This window comes from Paenibacillus eucommiae, from assembly GCF_017874215.1.
Lineage (GTDB): Bacteria > Bacillota > Bacilli > Paenibacillales > NBRC-103111 > Paenibacillus_AI > Paenibacillus_AI eucommiae.
In genome coordinates, this window is the sequence record NZ_JAGGLB010000033.1 from 101614 (window position 1) to 119174 (window position 17561).

The 17561-nt window shown below is 45.2% G+C and carries 17 protein-coding genes and 1 pseudogene; 1 reads left to right on the top strand and 17 read right to left on the bottom strand.

Annotated features, from left to right (window positions below):
* Window positions 1-34: 34 nt before the first annotated feature.
* The 4 genes from J2Z66_RS44365 to J2Z66_RS33815 all read right to left on the bottom strand — a co-directional run bounded on the left by J2Z66_RS44365 (window position 35) and on the right by J2Z66_RS33815 (window position 2054).
* Complete coding sequence (locus tag J2Z66_RS44365; RefSeq protein ID WP_512699958.1) at window positions 35-148, bottom strand: hypothetical protein; 114 nt, start codon at window positions 146-148, stop codon at window positions 35-37.
* Between the two features lie 363 nt (window positions 149-511).
* On the bottom strand, window positions 512-688 hold the full coding sequence (locus tag J2Z66_RS33805; protein ID WP_209977190.1) for a hypothetical protein: 177 nt from the start codon (window positions 686-688) through the stop codon (window positions 512-514).
* Between the two features lie 400 nt (window positions 689-1088).
* Entirely contained in the window at window positions 1089-1538 is a 450-nt protein-coding gene (locus tag J2Z66_RS33810; protein WP_209977191.1) for a YdeI/OmpD-associated family protein, read from the bottom strand.
* A gap of 108 nt (window positions 1539-1646) precedes the next feature.
* Window positions 1647-2054, bottom strand: coding sequence for a hypothetical protein (locus tag J2Z66_RS33815; protein ID WP_209977192.1), 408 nt, complete (start codon window positions 2052-2054; stop codon window positions 1647-1649).
* Window positions 2055-2239: 185 nt separating this feature from the next.
* Here J2Z66_RS33815 and J2Z66_RS33820 point away from each other — a divergent pair.
* A pseudogene (locus J2Z66_RS33820) lies at window positions 2240-3052 on the top strand (Rpn family recombination-promoting nuclease/putative transposase).
* 212 nt (window positions 3053-3264) lie between these two features.
* On the opposite strand, the gene J2Z66_RS33825 reads toward J2Z66_RS33820, so the two are convergent.
* The 13 genes from J2Z66_RS33825 to J2Z66_RS33885 form a co-directional block, all read right to left on the bottom strand.
* Window positions 3265-4056 (bottom strand): HpcH/HpaI aldolase family protein, encoded by a 792-nt coding sequence (locus J2Z66_RS33825; protein ID WP_209977193.1) that lies wholly within the window; start codon window positions 4054-4056, stop codon window positions 3265-3267.
* Complete coding sequence (locus tag J2Z66_RS33830) at window positions 4043-4378, bottom strand: cupin domain-containing protein (RefSeq protein ID WP_209977194.1); 336 nt, start codon at window positions 4376-4378, stop codon at window positions 4043-4045. The genes J2Z66_RS33825 and J2Z66_RS33830 overlap by 14 nt, the downstream gene beginning before the upstream one ends.
* An 18-nt stretch (window positions 4379-4396) precedes the next feature.
* Window positions 4397-5296 carry a DUF6282 family protein gene (locus J2Z66_RS33835; protein WP_209977195.1) on the bottom strand — a complete coding sequence of 300 codons (900 nt, stop codon included), beginning with the start codon at window positions 5294-5296 and terminating at the stop codon, window positions 4397-4399.
* 52 nt (window positions 5297-5348) lie between these two features.
* Window positions 5349-6806 (bottom strand): NAD-dependent succinate-semialdehyde dehydrogenase, encoded by a 1458-nt coding sequence (locus J2Z66_RS33840; RefSeq protein WP_209977196.1) that lies wholly within the window; start codon window positions 6804-6806, stop codon window positions 5349-5351.
* Window positions 6807-6840: 34 nt separating this feature from the next.
* Window positions 6841-8229 (bottom strand): aminotransferase family protein, encoded by a 1389-nt coding sequence (locus tag J2Z66_RS33845; protein ID WP_245376050.1) that lies wholly within the window; start codon window positions 8227-8229, stop codon window positions 6841-6843.
* 113 nt (window positions 8230-8342) lie between these two features.
* Window positions 8343-9536 (bottom strand): tRNA-dihydrouridine synthase, encoded by a 1194-nt coding sequence (locus J2Z66_RS33850; RefSeq protein WP_209977198.1) that lies wholly within the window; start codon window positions 9534-9536, stop codon window positions 8343-8345.
* A 40-nt stretch (window positions 9537-9576) separates the two neighbouring features.
* On the bottom strand, window positions 9577-10263 hold the full coding sequence (locus J2Z66_RS43910; RefSeq protein ID WP_209977199.1) for a GntR family transcriptional regulator: 687 nt from the start codon (window positions 10261-10263) through the stop codon (window positions 9577-9579).
* 142 nt (window positions 10264-10405) lie between these two features.
* Window positions 10406-11188 carry an ABC transporter permease gene (locus J2Z66_RS33860; protein WP_209977200.1) on the bottom strand — a complete coding sequence of 261 codons (783 nt, stop codon included), beginning with the start codon at window positions 11186-11188 and terminating at the stop codon, window positions 10406-10408.
* 1 nt (window position 11189) lies between these two features.
* A complete protein-coding gene (locus J2Z66_RS33865; RefSeq protein WP_209977201.1) occupies window positions 11190-12038 on the bottom strand; it encodes an ABC transporter permease in 849 nt (282 codons plus the stop codon).
* Window positions 12038-13186: an ABC transporter ATP-binding protein gene (locus tag J2Z66_RS33870; protein WP_209977202.1), complete on the bottom strand. Its 1149-nt coding sequence runs from the start codon at window positions 13184-13186 to the stop codon at window positions 12038-12040. The genes J2Z66_RS33865 and J2Z66_RS33870 overlap by 1 nt, the downstream gene beginning before the upstream one ends.
* On the bottom strand, window positions 13158-14792 hold the full coding sequence (locus J2Z66_RS33875; protein ID WP_209977203.1) for an amidohydrolase: 1635 nt from the start codon (window positions 14790-14792) through the stop codon (window positions 13158-13160). Before J2Z66_RS33875 ends, J2Z66_RS33870 begins: the two co-directional genes overlap by 29 nt.
* Before the next feature lie 86 nt (window positions 14793-14878).
* Window positions 14879-16000, bottom strand: coding sequence for an ABC transporter substrate-binding protein (locus J2Z66_RS33880; RefSeq protein ID WP_209977204.1), 1122 nt, complete (start codon window positions 15998-16000; stop codon window positions 14879-14881).
* 48 nt (window positions 16001-16048) lie between these two features.
* Window positions 16049-17119, bottom strand: coding sequence for an ABC transporter substrate-binding protein (locus tag J2Z66_RS33885; RefSeq protein WP_209977205.1), 1071 nt, complete (start codon window positions 17117-17119; stop codon window positions 16049-16051).
* Window positions 17120-17561: the final 442 nt, after the last annotated feature.

A 17561-nucleotide genomic window follows, 5' to 3' on the forward strand; every position in this document is an offset into this window, starting at 1 on the left:
GATCAGCCTTATTCGTCAGTTTTATTCATCTGCTTTATTCATCTTCCCATTTTTTGGAATAGGCCTTGTTAGTTACCCATATGGTCATCCAAACGACAACGATAATAACAATGACCGATACTACCCAAATCCATGTAGGCACAAGCATGATTCTTACCCCCCGTCCTCTATGCTGTCAACATAGCACAATGTTTATCTAATTATAACTGATTGAGTCCATAATCGCTGCAGTGGAATGTGTCTTTTTGAATAAGAAAAACGCTTGCGGCGTTCTTTGAGGTGCTTGTTCATGGCTTTGGTGTGTTGCGGAGGGAATGGCTGTGGCCTCCAGCCGCTGTTAAAGATTTGTTCACTTCAATGGAAAAGATGGAGAGGTTGGAACAAATCTTTAAAGGCGGGCGCTAACGCCCTTCCACCCACAGCCATTCCCCCTTCTCAGCTACAATCGCACGAATCGTACGAACAGCAGGCTAAAAGCAAGCTCAAGCAAGCTCAAACCAAACTCAAACGGTCAGCCAACAAGGTTTTTTTCTCTTGATAGGGGCGATTTCCTGGTGGCAAAGGCACCGTGAATGAAGAACGGCCCCGCCAGCACGCACAACCGAGAGGAGTCTGCTACTTTAACGATGTTTTTCATCGTTAAACCACCAGGTCCTCTCCACATCCTTGCTTTAGCGATGTTTTTCATCGTTAACTCCCTGTTATCCACCCAGATGTGGCCGTCTGACCTCTTTTAACGATGAAAAACATCGTTAGCGTGCTGATTGACCTGGAAAACACTCGCTTTAACGATGAAAAACATCGTTAAGTGAAGCACACGCTCATTTCGGCGGAAGCCTGACTTCTTTTAGACGCTACTATCACTACTATCACTACTATCACTACTATCACTACTATCACTGCTACTAACACTACTAACACTCCTACTCCAATGGTGCCCCCTGCTCCGAATACGCTATAGCCCTAACACTTCACCGCTGCAAAGCACCTCTTACAAAATAATAAAACTCCCTACCGCCCTATTGCTCGCGGATAAGAAGTTTTATTCATGGTACATTGATATTCCCAAAATTAACCATTGGGCCGCGTTAGGATTCACTCAGCTTGGCGACAACTCCCATGATCCGTCGCTCCCGGGTTTCTTGTGTTTTTGCATCGTTCACTTGACGAACAAACTCCTTGCGCTTCGAGAAAGCCAAAGCTTCAAACGCCTCTATCGCGCCTTCTTGAGCTGACAATGCTGTCATGAGGTCATTCGGTATTTCAACAGTACGAGGCTCCAGATCAAGCTCAAGTGTGACTTCCACCTGCTCACCTGCACTCAAGCCTGAAGCTTCCCTGTGGGCAGCACTCAAGGGAATGAGAAACTCATTGCCCATAACAGCTACCGTACTACGATACGTATAACCGTTCAGACTTACAGTGACACTAGGCTTCTTTTGTCCACCCAGCGCGGCTATAACCTCGTTTGGAACCGAAATTCCAGTGGCGTTTTTCCCCTGTGCTTTCATAATAGCGGTAGTGAACGTTACTCCCATGTTCGAATCCCCTCCTATCTGTGAATATTCGAGAAACACATCAAATTTCCTGTTTTGCAAAAAGTCTAATAAGTCTTATTCATTCGCCCGCGCTGAACCTAAACAGCCCTAGAATACTTCTTTCGGTTTATCACCTAATAAGCCCAGTAAAAACATTTGAGAATAAGCGAACCCAGTTGACGTTTTTGAAACTACGGATGGAATGGTCAGGTCAAGGTCCAAGTAAGTGGAAAGTATTTGCTGTGTGAATTCCTTTTGATTCGTTAAAGAGTGTTCCTGCAATTGCTTTGCAAATTCCTTATCAACCTTTTCCCTACCCCCAAACGCTTGCTGCAGCTGGTACCCTGCCAGATACAAATCTGCCGCTAGATCTTCATTACATTTCTGATGTTCAGCTACATAATTTGAAATCCAGTCTCTCACTAAGGATGAGGTATCTTTATTATTTTCTTTTGCAATCTGTTGAAAAACATCTTTCAATTCTTTCGACATTCGTATGTGCAAATTGGCATCCATGCAACTAATACCTCCTTAAAGAATAAGCAAAGAATATGCTAATAATAAAACATTTGTGATTGCATTGTCAACACCATGTGCACACAATGTATACACTGAATAATTAATATTAAAATTAATTAGCACGAATCGATTTCATGTAAATTACGATACATGGTATAATAAACATAGGATTGGAGTTGATAATATTGGAATTGCTGGATCCTCGCAATGACTTTATTTTCAAGCGAATATTCGCTACTTGCGTTTCTTAACAGTACGTTTATAGAGGCTGGAGAGTTGCCACTTGCCGAGATTATTTTGATGAACCCTACACAGACAAAGACAACCCCCAGGACAAGCAGTCTATATTGGATATTAAAGCAAGAACAGCCGAAGGCAAGCTGATTAATATTGAAATGCAATTGTTCAACCCGTATCATATGGAAAAAAGGACGCTGTTTTACTGGAGCGGGATGTACTTCCATCAGATTAAAGAAGGTTCCAATTACAGCCATTTGAAAAAATGTGTAACTATCAACATTCTGAACTATTCTTGTCTGCCAAATGATCGTTACCATAATATTTTTCATTTACGTGAGGATCATACCCTCATCCCGCTGATTGATGATATCGAAGTCCATGTGATGGAACTTACAAAGCTGGAGGAGCACGCGATTCCAGTGAAAGGCGGCTTGGTGAACTGGTTATTATTTTTAAAAGGTGTCGATAAAACAAACTGGGAGGCGTTGACGATGAACGAACCCATGCTAAAAAAAGCGATGGATACTTTAGAATTCCTGAGTCAGGACGCACAGACACGAATGGAATACGAAGCCAGGCTGAAGTTTCTTCGTGATGAAGCATCGAGAGTAGAAGGTGCAAAAGCGGAAGGCTTTATTCAAGGCAAGCAACAGACTGCCCGAAAACTTCTCGCTCGTGGTTACGATATCGCCGCTGTAGCAGATATAACTGAGCTGCCCCAGGATGATATAAAAGCGTTGACGCTGGAGCAATAAGGCATTGGCCTCGCCTAAAAAAGCAGAAATAGAGGAAATCAATGGAAGGAATATCACTCCATCGATTTCCTCTATTCATATTCATTGAAACGAAACACTAAGTGCCAACCCAAATGATAAAAAGGTAAAATATAGTATAACATCTTTTTATTGGACATAATACGATGTGTAAATAACCCATGTATTTTAAATAGTATCCCCTAAAGGCTCAATCAACCACTCTGAATTTGTTTCATAACATCCATAGCCTTAACTACTGCACTTTTGAATAAGCTTAGGTCTGAGCCCCAGACGATGTAAGGAATATTGTGCTGCATGGCAAATTTGTACTCCGCTTCGCTGTTTACAACGGTTCCTATATATTTCCCATATTCCTTGCAGGTATGGATAATTTGCATTACATATTCCGATAATTGCCCATTCACCATATTCATATCTGTTCCGAGCGAAATCGAGAGATCCAGCGGACCGATGAATACGACATCAAGTCCGTCGATTTGACAAATTTCTTCTATATTTTCGAAAGCCCTTCTGGTTTCAATATGAGCGACGACCGTACTGTAAGCGTTCGCAGTGTCCAGATACTCTTTTATATCCGAAAAACCGTAGTTCGCTGCCCGATGGGCTGAAGTAGCTCCGCGAATTCCGAGTGGCGGATACTTGGTATGATTCACAAGGGAGGCTACCTCTTCAGCCGTATCAATTTGCGGTACTTGGACACCGGTTGCCCCTAAATCCAAAGCGTGCAAAATGTGCGACCCCAAGTTGCCATGGATGCGTACGATTGCATGCAGACCGTGCAAGTCCGCGACACGCACCATTCGTTCCACATCCTGAAACGATAACGTGGTGTGCTCCATATCAATGATAATAAAATCGAACCCGGCCAAACCTAATATTTCAATGATTTCCGGAGAAGGCGTTTTGACAAAGGTTCCATGTAAACATTGCCCATTATTTAAGCTTTGTTTAAATGATAGCTCCACCCGTCTACCCTTGTTCATCGTACTCAGCTCTTTTAGGAGTGAAGACATCTAAATTGAGCACCGGCTCATCTCCCAGAACTTCCGCATAATGCATCACATTGGGAGGGACAACCAGTAATCCGCCTTCCTCCAAAATCGTAAAATTATCTTCAATATGAAACTTCACTTTACCACTCAAAATATAAACAATTTGTTCGTAAGCGTGACTATGCGGTTTGGGCTCGTGACCAGGCTGCAGCGTATGCAGGGCAAGTGTTGCTCCTTCTCCGGTAAATCCTTTGCGGGTTACTCCCTCACGTACGAATACTTCTTCCATGGCGGTCCAATTAGCTACTTTCATAGTTCTCCTCCCAGATTCCTAGAGATGGTCCATATTCAAGACCTTCAACGGATTATCCTTAATCATCGTAGTAATATCATGGGTCGAAAAACCCTTTTCCAAAAGCAAGTCAGCAAATTGAACAAAGCCGGGATAAGGTCTCGGGTTATTGATTTGACCATAATCGGAGGAAACGATAATTTGATCCATACCGACCTGCTGAATAATTTCACAAGTCTGGTCAATGTTAAGCGTGTAAAAGTTGGAACGCGGATCGGAAGTCGTCGCGCAAATCTCGATATAAACTCCCTTGGATGCCCAGTCTTTCATTTGTTCGACCGTTGCATCAATCATATATCCCGGATGATTCGCAATAATTTTTTTGGCCCCCCTAGACAAGGCATAGTTGATAATGGCATCAACTTCTTCGGCTGTACCATGCCCCGTACCGATGACGACATCTTCATAAGAAAGCGTTAGATCGATAACCTTCTTGATTTGATCACTTAATACGCCACCCTCAAGAATATGAATATGGTGGTGATCTTGAACGCCGGAGCCTTTCTTGGAAGCCGGGAACTTAAGACCTCTCTGTGCATGCTTCACGTGATGATTTTCACAGGAAATCGTAGGCATCCATACCATTTTGGCTCCCATGACGAGTGCCGTATCCAGTGCCAACAAATTCAACCCGCCAATATGGTTATTTAACGCAATTCCGGAAAAAACCCGAAAACCTTTTTGATCCACATGATGTTTTTGTACCAATTCCGTCACACCAACCATCGGAACTTGATGATCTTTGATGACCAATGCACGCATCCCGTTTTCCTGCGCTTCTTTGACCGCTTCCACCACATCGATGATCCGCGGAATAACAGATGGACCTGCATGCATATGAACATCGAGAGCACCTTTCATCAAATCACTAACTGACATTGTATTCTCTCCTTTGCAAACATCTATGTTTATTTTTTATAAAAAAGGGCAATTAAATCGTTGTAGCAATCAATTTCAAGTCGAGGAAATCATCCAACGTTCCAGGTCCGCCTTCCCGCCCCATACCGCTTTCTTTGACTCCGCCAAAAGGAATTTCAACTTGGGCAAGGGCCGTATCATTAATGCCGACCATCCCGTATTGCAAAGCCTCCGATACCCGAATCGACCTCGACAGATCATTCGTAAAGAAATAGGCGGCGAGTCCAACATCTACACTATTGGCTTTATCAATCACTTCCTGTTCCGTCTCGAAGGTGAGGATGGAAGCGACAGGACCAAACGTTTCCTCAGTGGAAACGAGCATATTTTCCTTGATATCACTTAAAATCGTTGGCGAATAGAAAAATCCATCTTTGTGATTTTCGCCTGTAAGCTTTTCCCCGCCGACGACCAGCGTTGCCCCTTTTACGACCGCATCTTCCACATGTCTCGACACTTTATCCAGCCCGGCTTGATTAATAAGTGGACCTACATCAACGTTACCCTCAATGCCATTCCCAACTTTCAACCCTTGCACTTTCTCCTTAAAAAGAGCAATGAACTTATCTTTTATGGAATTTTGCACAAAGATTCGGTTTGGACATATGCAGGTTTGTCCGCAATTGAAAAATTTCACCTGTGTAATCCCGGCAATAGCCTTCTCGATATCTGCATCTTCGAAGACGATAAAGGGAGCATGACCGCCGAGCTCCATGGATACTTTCTTCACCTGATCGGCAGCCTGCTTTAGCAGAAGCTTGCCAACTGGTGTAGATCCTGTAAAGGTAACCTTGCGAATACGTTTGTCGCTTAACAGCACATTGCCTATTTGCGCCGGGTTTCCGGTTACCATATTAAGTACGCCTGCCGGTACGCCTGCTTGTTCCGCAAGCCTGCATACCTGCGCAGCACTGCCAGGTGTAAGCTCCGCTGGCTTGAGGACAACCGTGCAGCCTGCGGCAAGAGCAGGAGCAATCTTCCGAATAACCATGGACAGCGGGAAGTTCCAGGGGGTGATCGCTGCCACCGGACCTACCGGCTGCCGGATCGTTTTCAACCTTTTGTTGCCAACTCCGGCCGGGATGGTTTCACCGTATACCCTTCTTCCTTCCTCAGCATTCCATAGCAAGTACTCTGCACAGGTATTCACTTCCATTAAGGCTTGTTGAAGGGGCTTGCCTGTCTCCAAGCTAACCGTGCGCGCCAATTGATCCTTGTTCTCCAGAAACAGCTGCTGCAGTTTTCGGAGCGTTCTTGCTCTTTCAGCTGCCGGCTTCGCTGCCCATTCAGGAAATACCCGATGGCTGGCTTCAATCGCCTTCGTTACATCGCTATCGTCAGCTATTGCCGCTTTCCCGACGATTTCTCCGGTTGCCGGGTTAATAACGTCAAAATATTGACCTGAAGAAGGCTCGGTCCATTGACCGTTAATGAATAATTGATGTTGTTGGGCTGTTTCAGCAGCAGACATATGATTCCCTCCTAATGATATTTATTTGAGATATTTATTTGCCAAGTCCTAATTCCTTTTGCATAGCCGCAGCTGCATCAGCGATAATGTCAAACATTTTATCGTTTTCCTGCTTGGTGATAATAAGCGGTGGCGCGATAGCGACTACATAAGAGCCCTCGTAGACGATCGGGCGAAGAATTAATTTTCTGTCCAGACAAGCCTGCGCAAACCGGTGGGCGATTCTCATAGAAGGCTCAAACTTATCACCACTCGCAGCATCCTTGAAGAGCTCAAAGCCTCCCATCAAGCCGATGGATCTTGCTTTTCCGATAAAAGGGAAGGTTTGTTCCAGGTAAGCAAGCCCTTTTTCTAACTCTTTGCCCATTTCCAATGAATTCGCTACTAAGCCTTCTTGCTCAATAATTTCAATGTTACGCAAAGCAACTGCGCATGCTGTCGGATGACCACTGTACGTAAAACCATGAAAGAAGATATCGCTGGTCATTTCCACCAATTCATCCCGGAACGACTCTTTCATCATGACGGCGCCCAATTGGATGTAACCGCTTGTAATCCCCTTGGCAATGCACATCAGATCGGGGACGAAATCCCAATTGTCGGCACCGAACATCGTACCGGTTCTGCCAAATCCGCAAATCACTTCATCCGTTATCATGAAAATACCGAATTCATCGCAAAGCGCCCGAACGGCTTGTAAATACCCGGCTGGAGGAATATGTACGCCCCCCGTTCCTTGAACAGGCTCCACGATAACCGCCGCAACGTTTTCAGAACCCAGCTTTTCAATCGTACCGCGAATACTTCCTTCATAATCCGGGTCTGATTTATCCCCTAATTCAGCATTTGTTCTAAATGGCTTCGCCTGGTAAAAATCGGGCGCAAGCGCGTTCGCAAATGCCTGGAAGGTCGGGAGACCGGTTGCGCTCGTAGCTCCGACTGTAACTCCATGATAAGCACGCTCCAGGGAAATGATTTTGGTACGATTAGGCTGACCCTTCAGCTTCCAATAATTGCGGACGAGTTTGAAGGCTGTGTCGTTGGATTCCGATCCGCCTGATGTATAAAAGCTGACGTTTAAATCCCCTGGCGCCATGGATGCCAATTTTTGCGACAAGCGGATGACAGGCTCATGAGAATACGTATGGAAGGAATGGGTGTAGGCCAATTTCATCATTTGCTGCTTGGCCGCCTCGGCAAGCTCTTCACGCCCGTGTCCAACGTTGACGTTCCACAGTGTCGATACTCCGTCTATAAAGGTTTCTCCGTTTATATTTGTCAGGTAAATGCCTTTGCCTTCAACAAAAATTTGTGCGGGACCGTCTTTTTGATGCTGTTTGAGAGACGATGTGGGATGAAGATAGTGCTTGCGATCCAGCTGCTTCAGTTCTTCGATTGCCGCGTTTTTATCCTGTGTGCTCATGATATACGCCTCCATATGATAATTCATTTTTTAATATATAATAAATTTGTTATTATATATGATTTGTAATTAAACTATATATAATAATAAAACTATCGTCAAATGAAATATTCTTAACCTCCTAGCGGTTGAAATGTAAGGGTTCCCTCATAAGGACATAGGGAAGCACACATACTACAGCCGTTACAATGGCTATGAATGACCGGTGCGCCGTTTTCCAGCGATAATGCCCCGAAAAAGCAGGCGTCTGCACATGGCTTATCCAAACACTTCGCGCATGTATTTGTATCAACGAGCAAATTTTGGGCAGGGTATGTTACGGACTCCTGGCCGAGCAGATGCTTGGCGCCTGCCCCTATAAGCTCCGTAATCCGAGGTACATTTCTTCTCTGTAAATACGATTCGAGACCGCATAAGATACGATCAATAAATTCATATCCCCTGACAATGGCACCACCTGAAATTTGTACGGCACCAGCGCCTGATAATAGAAATTCAACCACATCCTCCCAGGAATCAATCCCATTGCCCCCAATAACCGGGCAGCCGATTTCATTATAAACCTGGGAAATCCAATATAACGAAATCGGCTTCATCCAAGGGCCGCCAACACCGTTATAGCCACCGAGCACGGGCCGGCCTGTTTCAATATCCATCATCAGGCCTTGGAACCGGTGCATGATGGTAACACCTGCTGCACCGGCGCCATAGACCGCTTCGGCCACGCCTTTGAAATTCGAAGCATGCGGACTCAGCTTCACCATAACAGGTACATCAGCCACACTTTTCACCAGACGGACAATTTCTGCTGATGAATCGGTGGATTGGCTGATTTTAAGACCCATAACATGACTGGTAAAGCGGGCGTGCGGATTGCCGAAATTGAGCTCCAATGCATCCGCTCCGCCTTCTACCAGCTGGATAGCAAGCTGTTTCCAGCCTTCCAGTGTTCCGGCGCTAATGCTCCCGATCAGACGCACACCGCGGTTGACGGCTTGTTTTTTCCACTCAGGCATTTGCGGAAGCATGCTATCGATGGATTGCATCGGGCCACCCCTGGAGAAGAAGGTGTACATCCCCTTCGGCTCCCCATGGGCAGGCTTATTGTGCTCATCAAGGAGATAATAGCGGGTGATCGCGCTTTGCTGATACTCCGTCAAATCCGTTACAGACTTCATAACGACAGCACCCGCGCCGGACGCGATCGCCCGTTCTATACTGGCGATATTCGTTGCATCACTTGCCCCTAGCCAGACTGGATTCTTAAGCTGCATTCCCATAAATTCTGTAGATAAATCCGGCTTCATCTTTGTTCCTCCAATTTATAGGGGATCGAGAAATCATATTTTAAAAAAAAGCTATCATATCACGCAGCGTTTGTAATACCTTCTTAAATCCTTTTTCCTTTTGTTCACGAATGATTTGCGCTACCTTCGCCTCATCACGTTCCTTAAGTGCTTGAACGATTTCAATATGCTCTTCATTGGAATGGCGAAGCCGGTCCCGATCCGTATTGAATACACCTTGCGAGCGACTGCTTCTGGCGTAGAGATTATCAATAATTTCAATGAGTACTGGCATCCGGCAGGCCCGATAAAGAATATTATGGAACTTACGATTATAGATCCCGAACTTGAAAACCTCATCTTCCGCATAGCACTCGTTCATCAGCTCGATTAATTGTTCCAATTCAGCTACTTCTTCTTCGGTTATTACCGAAACGGCTAAACGGGAGGCTAAAGTTTCAAGCTCTGTCCGGACTAGAAAAATCTGCTCCAATGCTTTGATATCAAAAGTGGCCACCTTGGCTCCGCTATTCGTTTTGAATTCGACCAAAGATTCGGACGCCAATGTTTTTAACGCCTCCCGCACGGGGATATCGCTGACCCCCAATTGCTTGGCTATTTCCCGGATGACGATTTTTTGACCAGGCTTTAGCAGATTGTTAATAATTTTCTCTTTGATGTATTCATACACTTGATCCGATTTGCTGTTTGCTTCGCTTTCCACGTTTTTGATTGGCTTTGTCTCCACTTTGACCACCTGACCTTACCTTTATATAATAGTATGGTTTTTGAAAATATTGTCATTTGTAATTATACGCTATTTTCTTGCCAAACATATATACTTTCGTCGAAATCATATCTAATCCAAATGTCTGTAATCCATAAGCCTGTTAGGCTGCCAATGAATTTTTATTTTTCTTTCTCCTGCTGCTAAATGCCTGAATCACAAACAGCAAAGAGGTACAGGCGATAAGCAGTGCTGAAACGGCCGATATGATCGGACTAGTCTCCGATTGCATGCCTTCCCACATCAGCTTTGGAAGTGTCGTCGATTTGGACCCTCCAATAAATAAAGTGACCGTGATTTCATCAAGCGAAGTGACGAAGGCGAACAGCCCTCCGGATAACAATCCTGGTTTGATTAACGAAAGACCGATTTTAAAGAACGCCCCGACCGGAGTGGAGCCCATCCCAATAGCCGCCAGCTCCAAATTGCGGTCGACTCCCCGCAGGCTTGTCGATACTGTGATGAAAACCATGGGCAGTGCAATTAGCGTATGAGCAAAAAGCAAGCCTAGCGGCGTGTTGTAGAGATGCGTGATCGAGTAAAAACGATACATCGCTATTCCTAAAATAACTGTAGGAATAATCATCGGGGAAAGCATAAGCGCCATGACCACATTTTTACCTTTAAACTGCAGTCTGGTCATGGCCAAGGCCGCCATCGTTCCCAGAATCAGCGACAGGATTACGCAGCCCACAGCAATTTCCAAGCTGCGAATGATAGCCTCGATCCAAGCATCCTGCTCGAATATTTTTTGATACCACTGCAAGGAATAGCCGGGAGGAGGAAACGTAATGAAACTCGATGAACTGAAAGACAACGGAATCACGATCAAGATTGGAACCACGATCAGAATCAGGATAATGGCAACGACGATCAACAGCCACATTTTATTTCAACTCCTTTGCCCCGGGATACTTGCCTACAATGAGGTATGATATTCCGGTCAATAGCAGGGTTATTATCAACAGCACGACAGCAATCGCTGATCCGAAGTTCCAATTCAACAATTGATTCACTTGCGTTTCAATTAATGTAGAAATCATAAGACTGCTGGGTCCGCCTAAGATAGCCGGAATTATCAGAAAGCCTAAGCTTAGTACGAAAACAAGCAGCGACCCTGAGATGACTCCAGGCAAGGAAAGCGGGAAAAATACGGTCCAAAATGCTTTTGCAGGCCTTGAGCCCATGCCTTCAGCCGCCCTGACCAAATTACGATCGATCCCCTGCATAACGGCGTATAAATTCAACACCATATAAGGAAGTAAAACATGAGTGATGCCTATGGTAGTACCCAGCATGTTATGCAGTAATTTCACAGGTTCCCCAACAAGACCTAGCGCCATCAGCAATTTATTCACGATCCCATTGGATTGCAGCATGAACGTCCATGCATACGTACGAACAAGCACACTTGTCCAGTATGGCAGCAATACTGCCGCCGTAATCCATATTTTCAACTGGTTGGACTGCGTCTTGGTAAGCAAATAGGCCACCGGATATCCAAGAATAAGTGCGCAAACAGTCACAATGAACGAAACCTTGAGGGTATTCACAATGACCTGAAAGTAAATCGGTTCCTGAAAAATACGAATGAAATTATTTAGCGTAAACCCATTTTGATCCGTAACACTCAATTTTAAAACGCCCAGTAACGGATAACCCATAAAAACAAGAACGAATAAGACCGGGATAACAAGAAGTAACCATTTAAGACCGGGAACTTTTGCAAAACCCATCATACAGCCACCTGCGGTTCAACCGATTTATCCGTAGGGGCAGCTTCCGCGTGATCGTCAGGAATAAGAGAAACATGATGGCTATCCCATCCGACACGGATCGGCATGCCTGATTTCAAATGCGCAGCATAATTGGTAGACACTTTCATGTGCAGCTCTTTGCCGAATGATGTTTTTACTTTCGCTTTAATCGCTTCCCCCACATAAATGGTTTCCTCAACCGTACCATCAAGGATCGTATCGAATTGATCAGGCTGCGTCACGACATGGATATGTTCGGGCCTTACTGCAATCCATATCTCTTGGCCCGGCTTCCAATTTGCCTTGTCTCCGTCAGCAGGAAGATTCACAGACAAGGCGACGTCCCCTTCCGTTTGCACAGCCGCTTGTGTACGGGTTGCACTTGCAACGGTTCCGCGAATCAGGTTCGTTTCGCCAATAAACTCGGCCACAAATTTGCTTTTGGGGAAGGTATACAATTGTTCCGGGGTGTCGATTTGAACGATTCCCCCTTGATTCATCACACATACCCGGTCGGACATCGTAAGCGCCTCTTCTTGATCATGCGTTACACAAATCGTTGTAATTCCGACTTTTTTCTGAATCCGCTTAATTTCCATTTGCATTTGCTGCCTTAAATTTTTGTCAAGAGCGGATAAGGGCTCATCCAGCAGCAGCAGGGGCGGATCGTACACAATCGCACGGGCAAGTGCTACACGCTGCTGCTGTCCCCCGCTCAGCTGTTTGGGGAAGCGGGCTTCAAAGCCATCCAGCTTCACCATTTTCAGTACATCTTTTACTTTTTCCTTGATCTCGCTCTTGGAAAATTTCCTGTTTTTCAGCGGGTAGGCCACATTATCAAAAACACTCAGATGCGGGAACAGGGCATAATTCTGGAACAACATCCCGATATCGCGGCGGAACGCTTTAATATGCGTAATATCTATTCCATTTAAATGAATGCATCCTTGATCGGCTTCCTCGAAACCCGCGATCAGCTTCAATAGAGATGTTTTCCCGGAGCCGCTGGGACCCAGTATCGTGAAAAACTCACCTTTTTCAACCGAAAAACTTACCTTGTCTACAGCTGCAAATTTTTTATAGTATTTGGATACGCCATCAATTTCCAAGCTCGCTCCAATTGCCATCCGATGGACCTCCTTGCTTCTTTTCATAACATACCTTTCCGTTTATAATCGTCATCTCGATTTCCGTATTCTTGATTTCCTCAGCGGAAAAATCCATAAAGCCTTTGGGCAGAACAACCAGGTCAGCCATCTTCCCAAGTTCCAAGGTTCCAAGCTCATCTTCACTAAAAGAAGCGTAAGCCCCATGACTCGTGTACATTTGCAGCGCTTCGTATAAGGAAATGCTTTGCTCCGGGACGATCGTTTCTCCTGATCGCGTTTTACGTGTGATTGCCGCATAGATCCCCAGCAAGGGAGAGCATGAAACAATAGGGCAATCCGAGCTGCCCGGCGGCTTAAGACCTGCATCCAGCCATGAACGCAGCGGGCAGTAATCCTTCAATATATCCGGTTTCAGAATCTGATTGTAGACATCCCCAGCCTGATGATAAATAGCGGGCTGCGGAACTGGAATGATGCCTGACCTTTGCATACGCTCTGTGATGCCCGGATGGCTCAGCTTGCAATGCTCGATGCGATGCCGGGAATCCGCTCTCGGATGCTGGCTTAAAGCCTTCTCATAGGCGCTGATCACCTGCTCGATCGCCCTGTCCCCGATCGCATGAATGGATATTTGACAGCCTTGTTTGTGAGCCTCCAGAACCTTCTGTTCCATTTCTTCATCCGAATGCATCAGCATCCCTTGACCTTGCAGCGGCTCTGCATACTCTCCGATAATAGCTGCCGTGCCTCCTGTTAGTGTACCGTCTGCAAACATCTTGACCGCTCCAATTTTAAATCGTTCCGAACCGAAGCCGGTCGTTAATTGCATCGCCTGGAGCTCAGGAAAAAACGTATCCAGCACCATACAATAGACTCGGGTATTAAGCCGTCTCTCCAGCAGCAATTCCTGAAAAGCCCGAAATTCCTGCAAGGAGTTCGTATACAATCCGACTCCTGCTTCGTGAACAGAAGTAATCCCCTGACGAATATAGTATGCATCGGCAAGTAAAATAGCCTGTTTGATCTGCTCTAAGGAATAAGAAGGAATGACCTGCTGTACAAGCTCCATCGCTTTTTCCTTCAGCACTCCAGTTGCTTTTCCATTACTGTCGCGCACAATTTCACCGCCACGCGGTTCCACTGTCTGGTTGTCCACCCCGGCCATGGCTAATGCCTTATCATTGATGACCGCTGTATGGGCACAGAAACGAACGATATAAACCGGATTCGGAATATGGGCGAAATCGGAAGCTTCAGGCAATCGCTTCTCTTCTAATAAAGCTTCATTCAAGCCCCATCCGATAATCCATTCATCAGCATCTAGTGCGGCTGCCCGCTGCTCGACCGCTTTCACCATATCCGCTATGGAAAGATGATTACACTCGAGATTGAGCAAATTCGCTCCGAAATAAGTCATGTGCTGATGTGCATCAATGAAGCCGGGAAGAACGGTCCTGCCTTCCAAATCGATTAATTTGGTTTCAGGATGGATGAAAGGGCTGCTCTCTGCTTGATCACCGAGCCCTACAATCCTTCCGTTTTTAATCAATATGGATGAAAACTGGCTTTGATTCGGGTCCATGCTTACAATCTGTCCGTTATATAGTAATGTATCTGCAAACATTCATTTCACCCTCGACTGTAGGATAGGTTGCAAAGGACTGACAAGTATAGCTGCCGCTGCCTCTTCATCAGCCGCTTCGCTATCAGCTACTTTTCCATCATCCATTTTTGGTAGCGCTCATTGATCTGATCGTAATTTTCTGCCCAATATTCCATATTAATAATGACTTGAGATTGTTCAGTTCCTTTAATGCCAAGCCTGGTTTTATCTTCTTCACTCAACAGCTCGTACGATTTTTTATTCGCCGGTGCAATATCGTTAATTTTAGACAAGTTTGCCTGCTGCTCTGGCTCAGTAGCGAAGGCAATAAATTTCATCGCCAAATCCTTATTTTTGCTGCCCTTCGGAATGACCCAAGCATCCCCTCCGACGGTAACCTGGTTATACTCGATGCCTATTGGAACCCCATCTTTGCGGGCATTCATCAGGCGCCCATTATACCCCGTTGCCAGGCTGGCATCTCCGCCTACCAATGCTTGTGCCGGCTGATCCCCATTTTTCCAAAACACAGATACGTTTTTCTTGATTTTATCCAAGCTTTTGAAAGCCCGGTCAATATCAAGTGGATAAAGCTCTTCCTTCTTCACCCCATCGGCAAGCAGCGCTTGCTCCATCGTAATTTGGGGAATCGACCACAAGGAACGTTTGCCGGGAAACTTTTGCGTGTCCCAGAATTCACTCCACGTTTTAGGATGGTTGTCTTCCGAATAATCGCTTAAACTATAGGCAATCGGCACATAGAACAAATAGGCTCCAATACCGTAATCACTGACAAACTCAGGATAAATCCCATCCTTCTGAATCACATTGTAATCAAGCTTTTCCAATAACCCCTGTTTCCCGCCTCTGAAGGCGAAGTCAGCCCCTACATCAACTACATCCCACTCCACGTTACCGGACTCTACCATCGCTTTCAGCTTTCCCAAATCAGTCGGACTGACCTCACGGATCTTCACCTTATATTTTTCCTCAAAAGGTTTATAGATCGCCTTGCGCTGGGTTTCCGCCATATTGCCTCCAAAGCTTACAACAACGAGCTCGGAAGAAGCACCATTGGGCGTATTAGTAGAAGGATTAGTGGACGCGTTGCCGGAACCAGTATTTGTGGGCTTGTCATCCTCTGTCCCCTTACTGCCAGTGCCTGCACAAGCGGCTAATGCCACTGTTAATACGAGTACAAATAAAACGCACATCATTTTTTTAATCATGGCTTTTCTGTCCTCCAATAACTCAATTGAGTATAATATTTTGCCATTTTAAGACTGTGCGTTTTTCAAAAGCCATTCTTGGTATCGTGCATTTACCTTATCGTAATTTTCGTACCACCATTCATTATTAATAATAATTTGTGATTTTTCCGCCCGGTCCAGTCCCAGCCGTTTTTTATCCTCATCACTGAGCAGGTCATAAGATTTCATATTCGCAGGAGCGATATCGTTAATTTTGGACATGTTAGCCTGCTGCTCGGCTTCAGTAGCGAAAGCTATAAATTTCATCGCCAGCTCCTTATTTTTGCTTCCCTTCGGAATCACCCAAGAGTCGCCTAGAACGGTAACCTGATTATACTCAATCCCAATTTTAGCACCCTCTTTTTTCGCATTGGAAAGGCGCCCATTATATCCGGTTGCGACGCTGGCATCCCCGCCAATTAAGGTTTGAGCCGGCTGATCTCCATTTTTCCACCATACGGATACGCTGCTCTTGATTTTGTCCAAGCTTTTGAAAGCGCGGTCAACATCAAGCGGGTAAAGCTTGTCCGGCTCCACTCCGTCAGCAACTAAGGCCTGCTCCAGCGTGGCTAGCGGATTGGACCACAAGGAACGTTTGCCCGGGAATTTCTGCGTATCCCAGAACTCACTCCAGGTGGCAGGGTGATGATCTTCAGAGAAGTCAGTTAAACTGTAAGCGATAGGTATATAATAGAGATAAGCTCCGATTCCGTAATCGTTTACAAAACGGGGAGTAATATCATCCTTTTTGATTACTGTGTAATCAAGCTTTTCCAATAATCCTTGATTTCCACCCCGCAGCGAAAAATCAGCATCCGTATCCACGACATCCCACTCCACATTACCCGATTCAACCATTGCCTTCAGCTTACTCAGATCAACTGGGGTAACCTCGCGAATCTTCACCTTATATTTTTCCTCAAAAGGCTTGTAGATCACCTGACGTTGGCTTTCTGTCATATGGCCCCCATCACTTACAACCACAAGCTCCTTATTGGAAGAATTCGTACCCGAAGCAGAATCACCCTTCCCTCCACAAGCGGTCAAAGCCATAATCAAAGCTAGCAATACGAATGTGCCTGTCATCTTGTTAAACATACATGTCACCTTACCTTCTCAATTTATGTAATCATGTTATTTCCAGGCGTTACTTCAATTGCATTATTATAAGCGCTTTCATTTTAACCGCTAAAAAATTCACTCCTTACTGCTGCTTGCCCGCCGAACTATTCCGCCAACTATTCTGCCTACATCTCCCATCTCCTTTGGCCTGCAAATTTTCTCCCCCATCACCTTCATATACAATATAAATTAGGATTATATATTATTTATAACGGAATTATATATCTAACTTTTTGGATAGTCAACCATTAAATTTTGGAATTCATATTTGGGGCTCAACACCACAATCAGTGCTTGACAAATGAATGGATAGCTAACACTGGAAAACATCTGCCAATCCTGTACGGTTGAAAGTCCTACCCAACAACAAAAGAGGAATAGACCGATGCAGAATCCGTATATCACAACGACGGAAGAT

Coding starts and splice junctions, on each gene's coding strand:
- J2Z66_RS44365 (WP_512699958.1), bottom strand. CDS start 148: ATGCTTGTGCCTACATGGATTTGGGTAGTATCGGTCATTGTTATTATC.
- J2Z66_RS33805 (WP_209977190.1), bottom strand. CDS start 688: ATGAAAAACATCGCTAAAGCAAGGATGTGGAGAGGACCTGGTGGTTTA.
- J2Z66_RS33810 (WP_209977191.1), bottom strand. CDS start 1,538: ATGGGAGTAACGTTCACTACCGCTATTATGAAAGCACAGGGGAAAAAC.
- J2Z66_RS33815 (WP_209977192.1), bottom strand. CDS start 2,054: ATGGATGCCAATTTGCACATACGAATGTCGAAAGAATTGAAAGATGTT.
- J2Z66_RS33825 (WP_209977193.1), bottom strand. CDS start 4,056: ATGAACAAGGGTAGACGGGTGGAGCTATCATTTAAACAAAGCTTAAAT.
- J2Z66_RS33830 (WP_209977194.1), bottom strand. CDS start 4,378: ATGAAAGTAGCTAATTGGACCGCCATGGAAGAAGTATTCGTACGTGAG.
- J2Z66_RS33835 (WP_209977195.1), bottom strand. CDS start 5,296: ATGTCAGTTAGTGATTTGATGAAAGGTGCTCTCGATGTTCATATGCAT.
- J2Z66_RS33840 (WP_209977196.1), bottom strand. CDS start 6,806: ATGTCTGCTGCTGAAACAGCCCAACAACATCAATTATTCATTAACGGT.
- J2Z66_RS33845 (WP_245376050.1), bottom strand. CDS start 8,229: ATGAGCACACAGGATAAAAACGCGGCAATCGAAGAACTGAAGCAGCTG.
- J2Z66_RS33850 (WP_209977198.1), bottom strand. CDS start 9,536: ATGAAGCCGGATTTATCTACAGAATTTATGGGAATGCAGCTTAAGAAT.
- J2Z66_RS33860 (WP_209977200.1), bottom strand. CDS start 11,188: ATGTGGCTGTTGATCGTCGTTGCCATTATCCTGATTCTGATCGTGGTT.
- J2Z66_RS33865 (WP_209977201.1), bottom strand. CDS start 12,038: ATGGGTTTTGCAAAAGTTCCCGGTCTTAAATGGTTACTTCTTGTTATC.
- J2Z66_RS33870 (WP_209977202.1), bottom strand. CDS start 13,186: ATGGCAATTGGAGCGAGCTTGGAAATTGATGGCGTATCCAAATACTAT.
- J2Z66_RS33875 (WP_209977203.1), bottom strand. CDS start 14,792: ATGTTTGCAGATACATTACTATATAACGGACAGATTGTAAGCATGGAC.
- J2Z66_RS33880 (WP_209977204.1), bottom strand. CDS start 16,000: ATGATTAAAAAAATGATGTGCGTTTTATTTGTACTCGTATTAACAGTG.
- J2Z66_RS33885 (WP_209977205.1), bottom strand. CDS start 17,119: ATGTTTAACAAGATGACAGGCACATTCGTATTGCTAGCTTTGATTATG.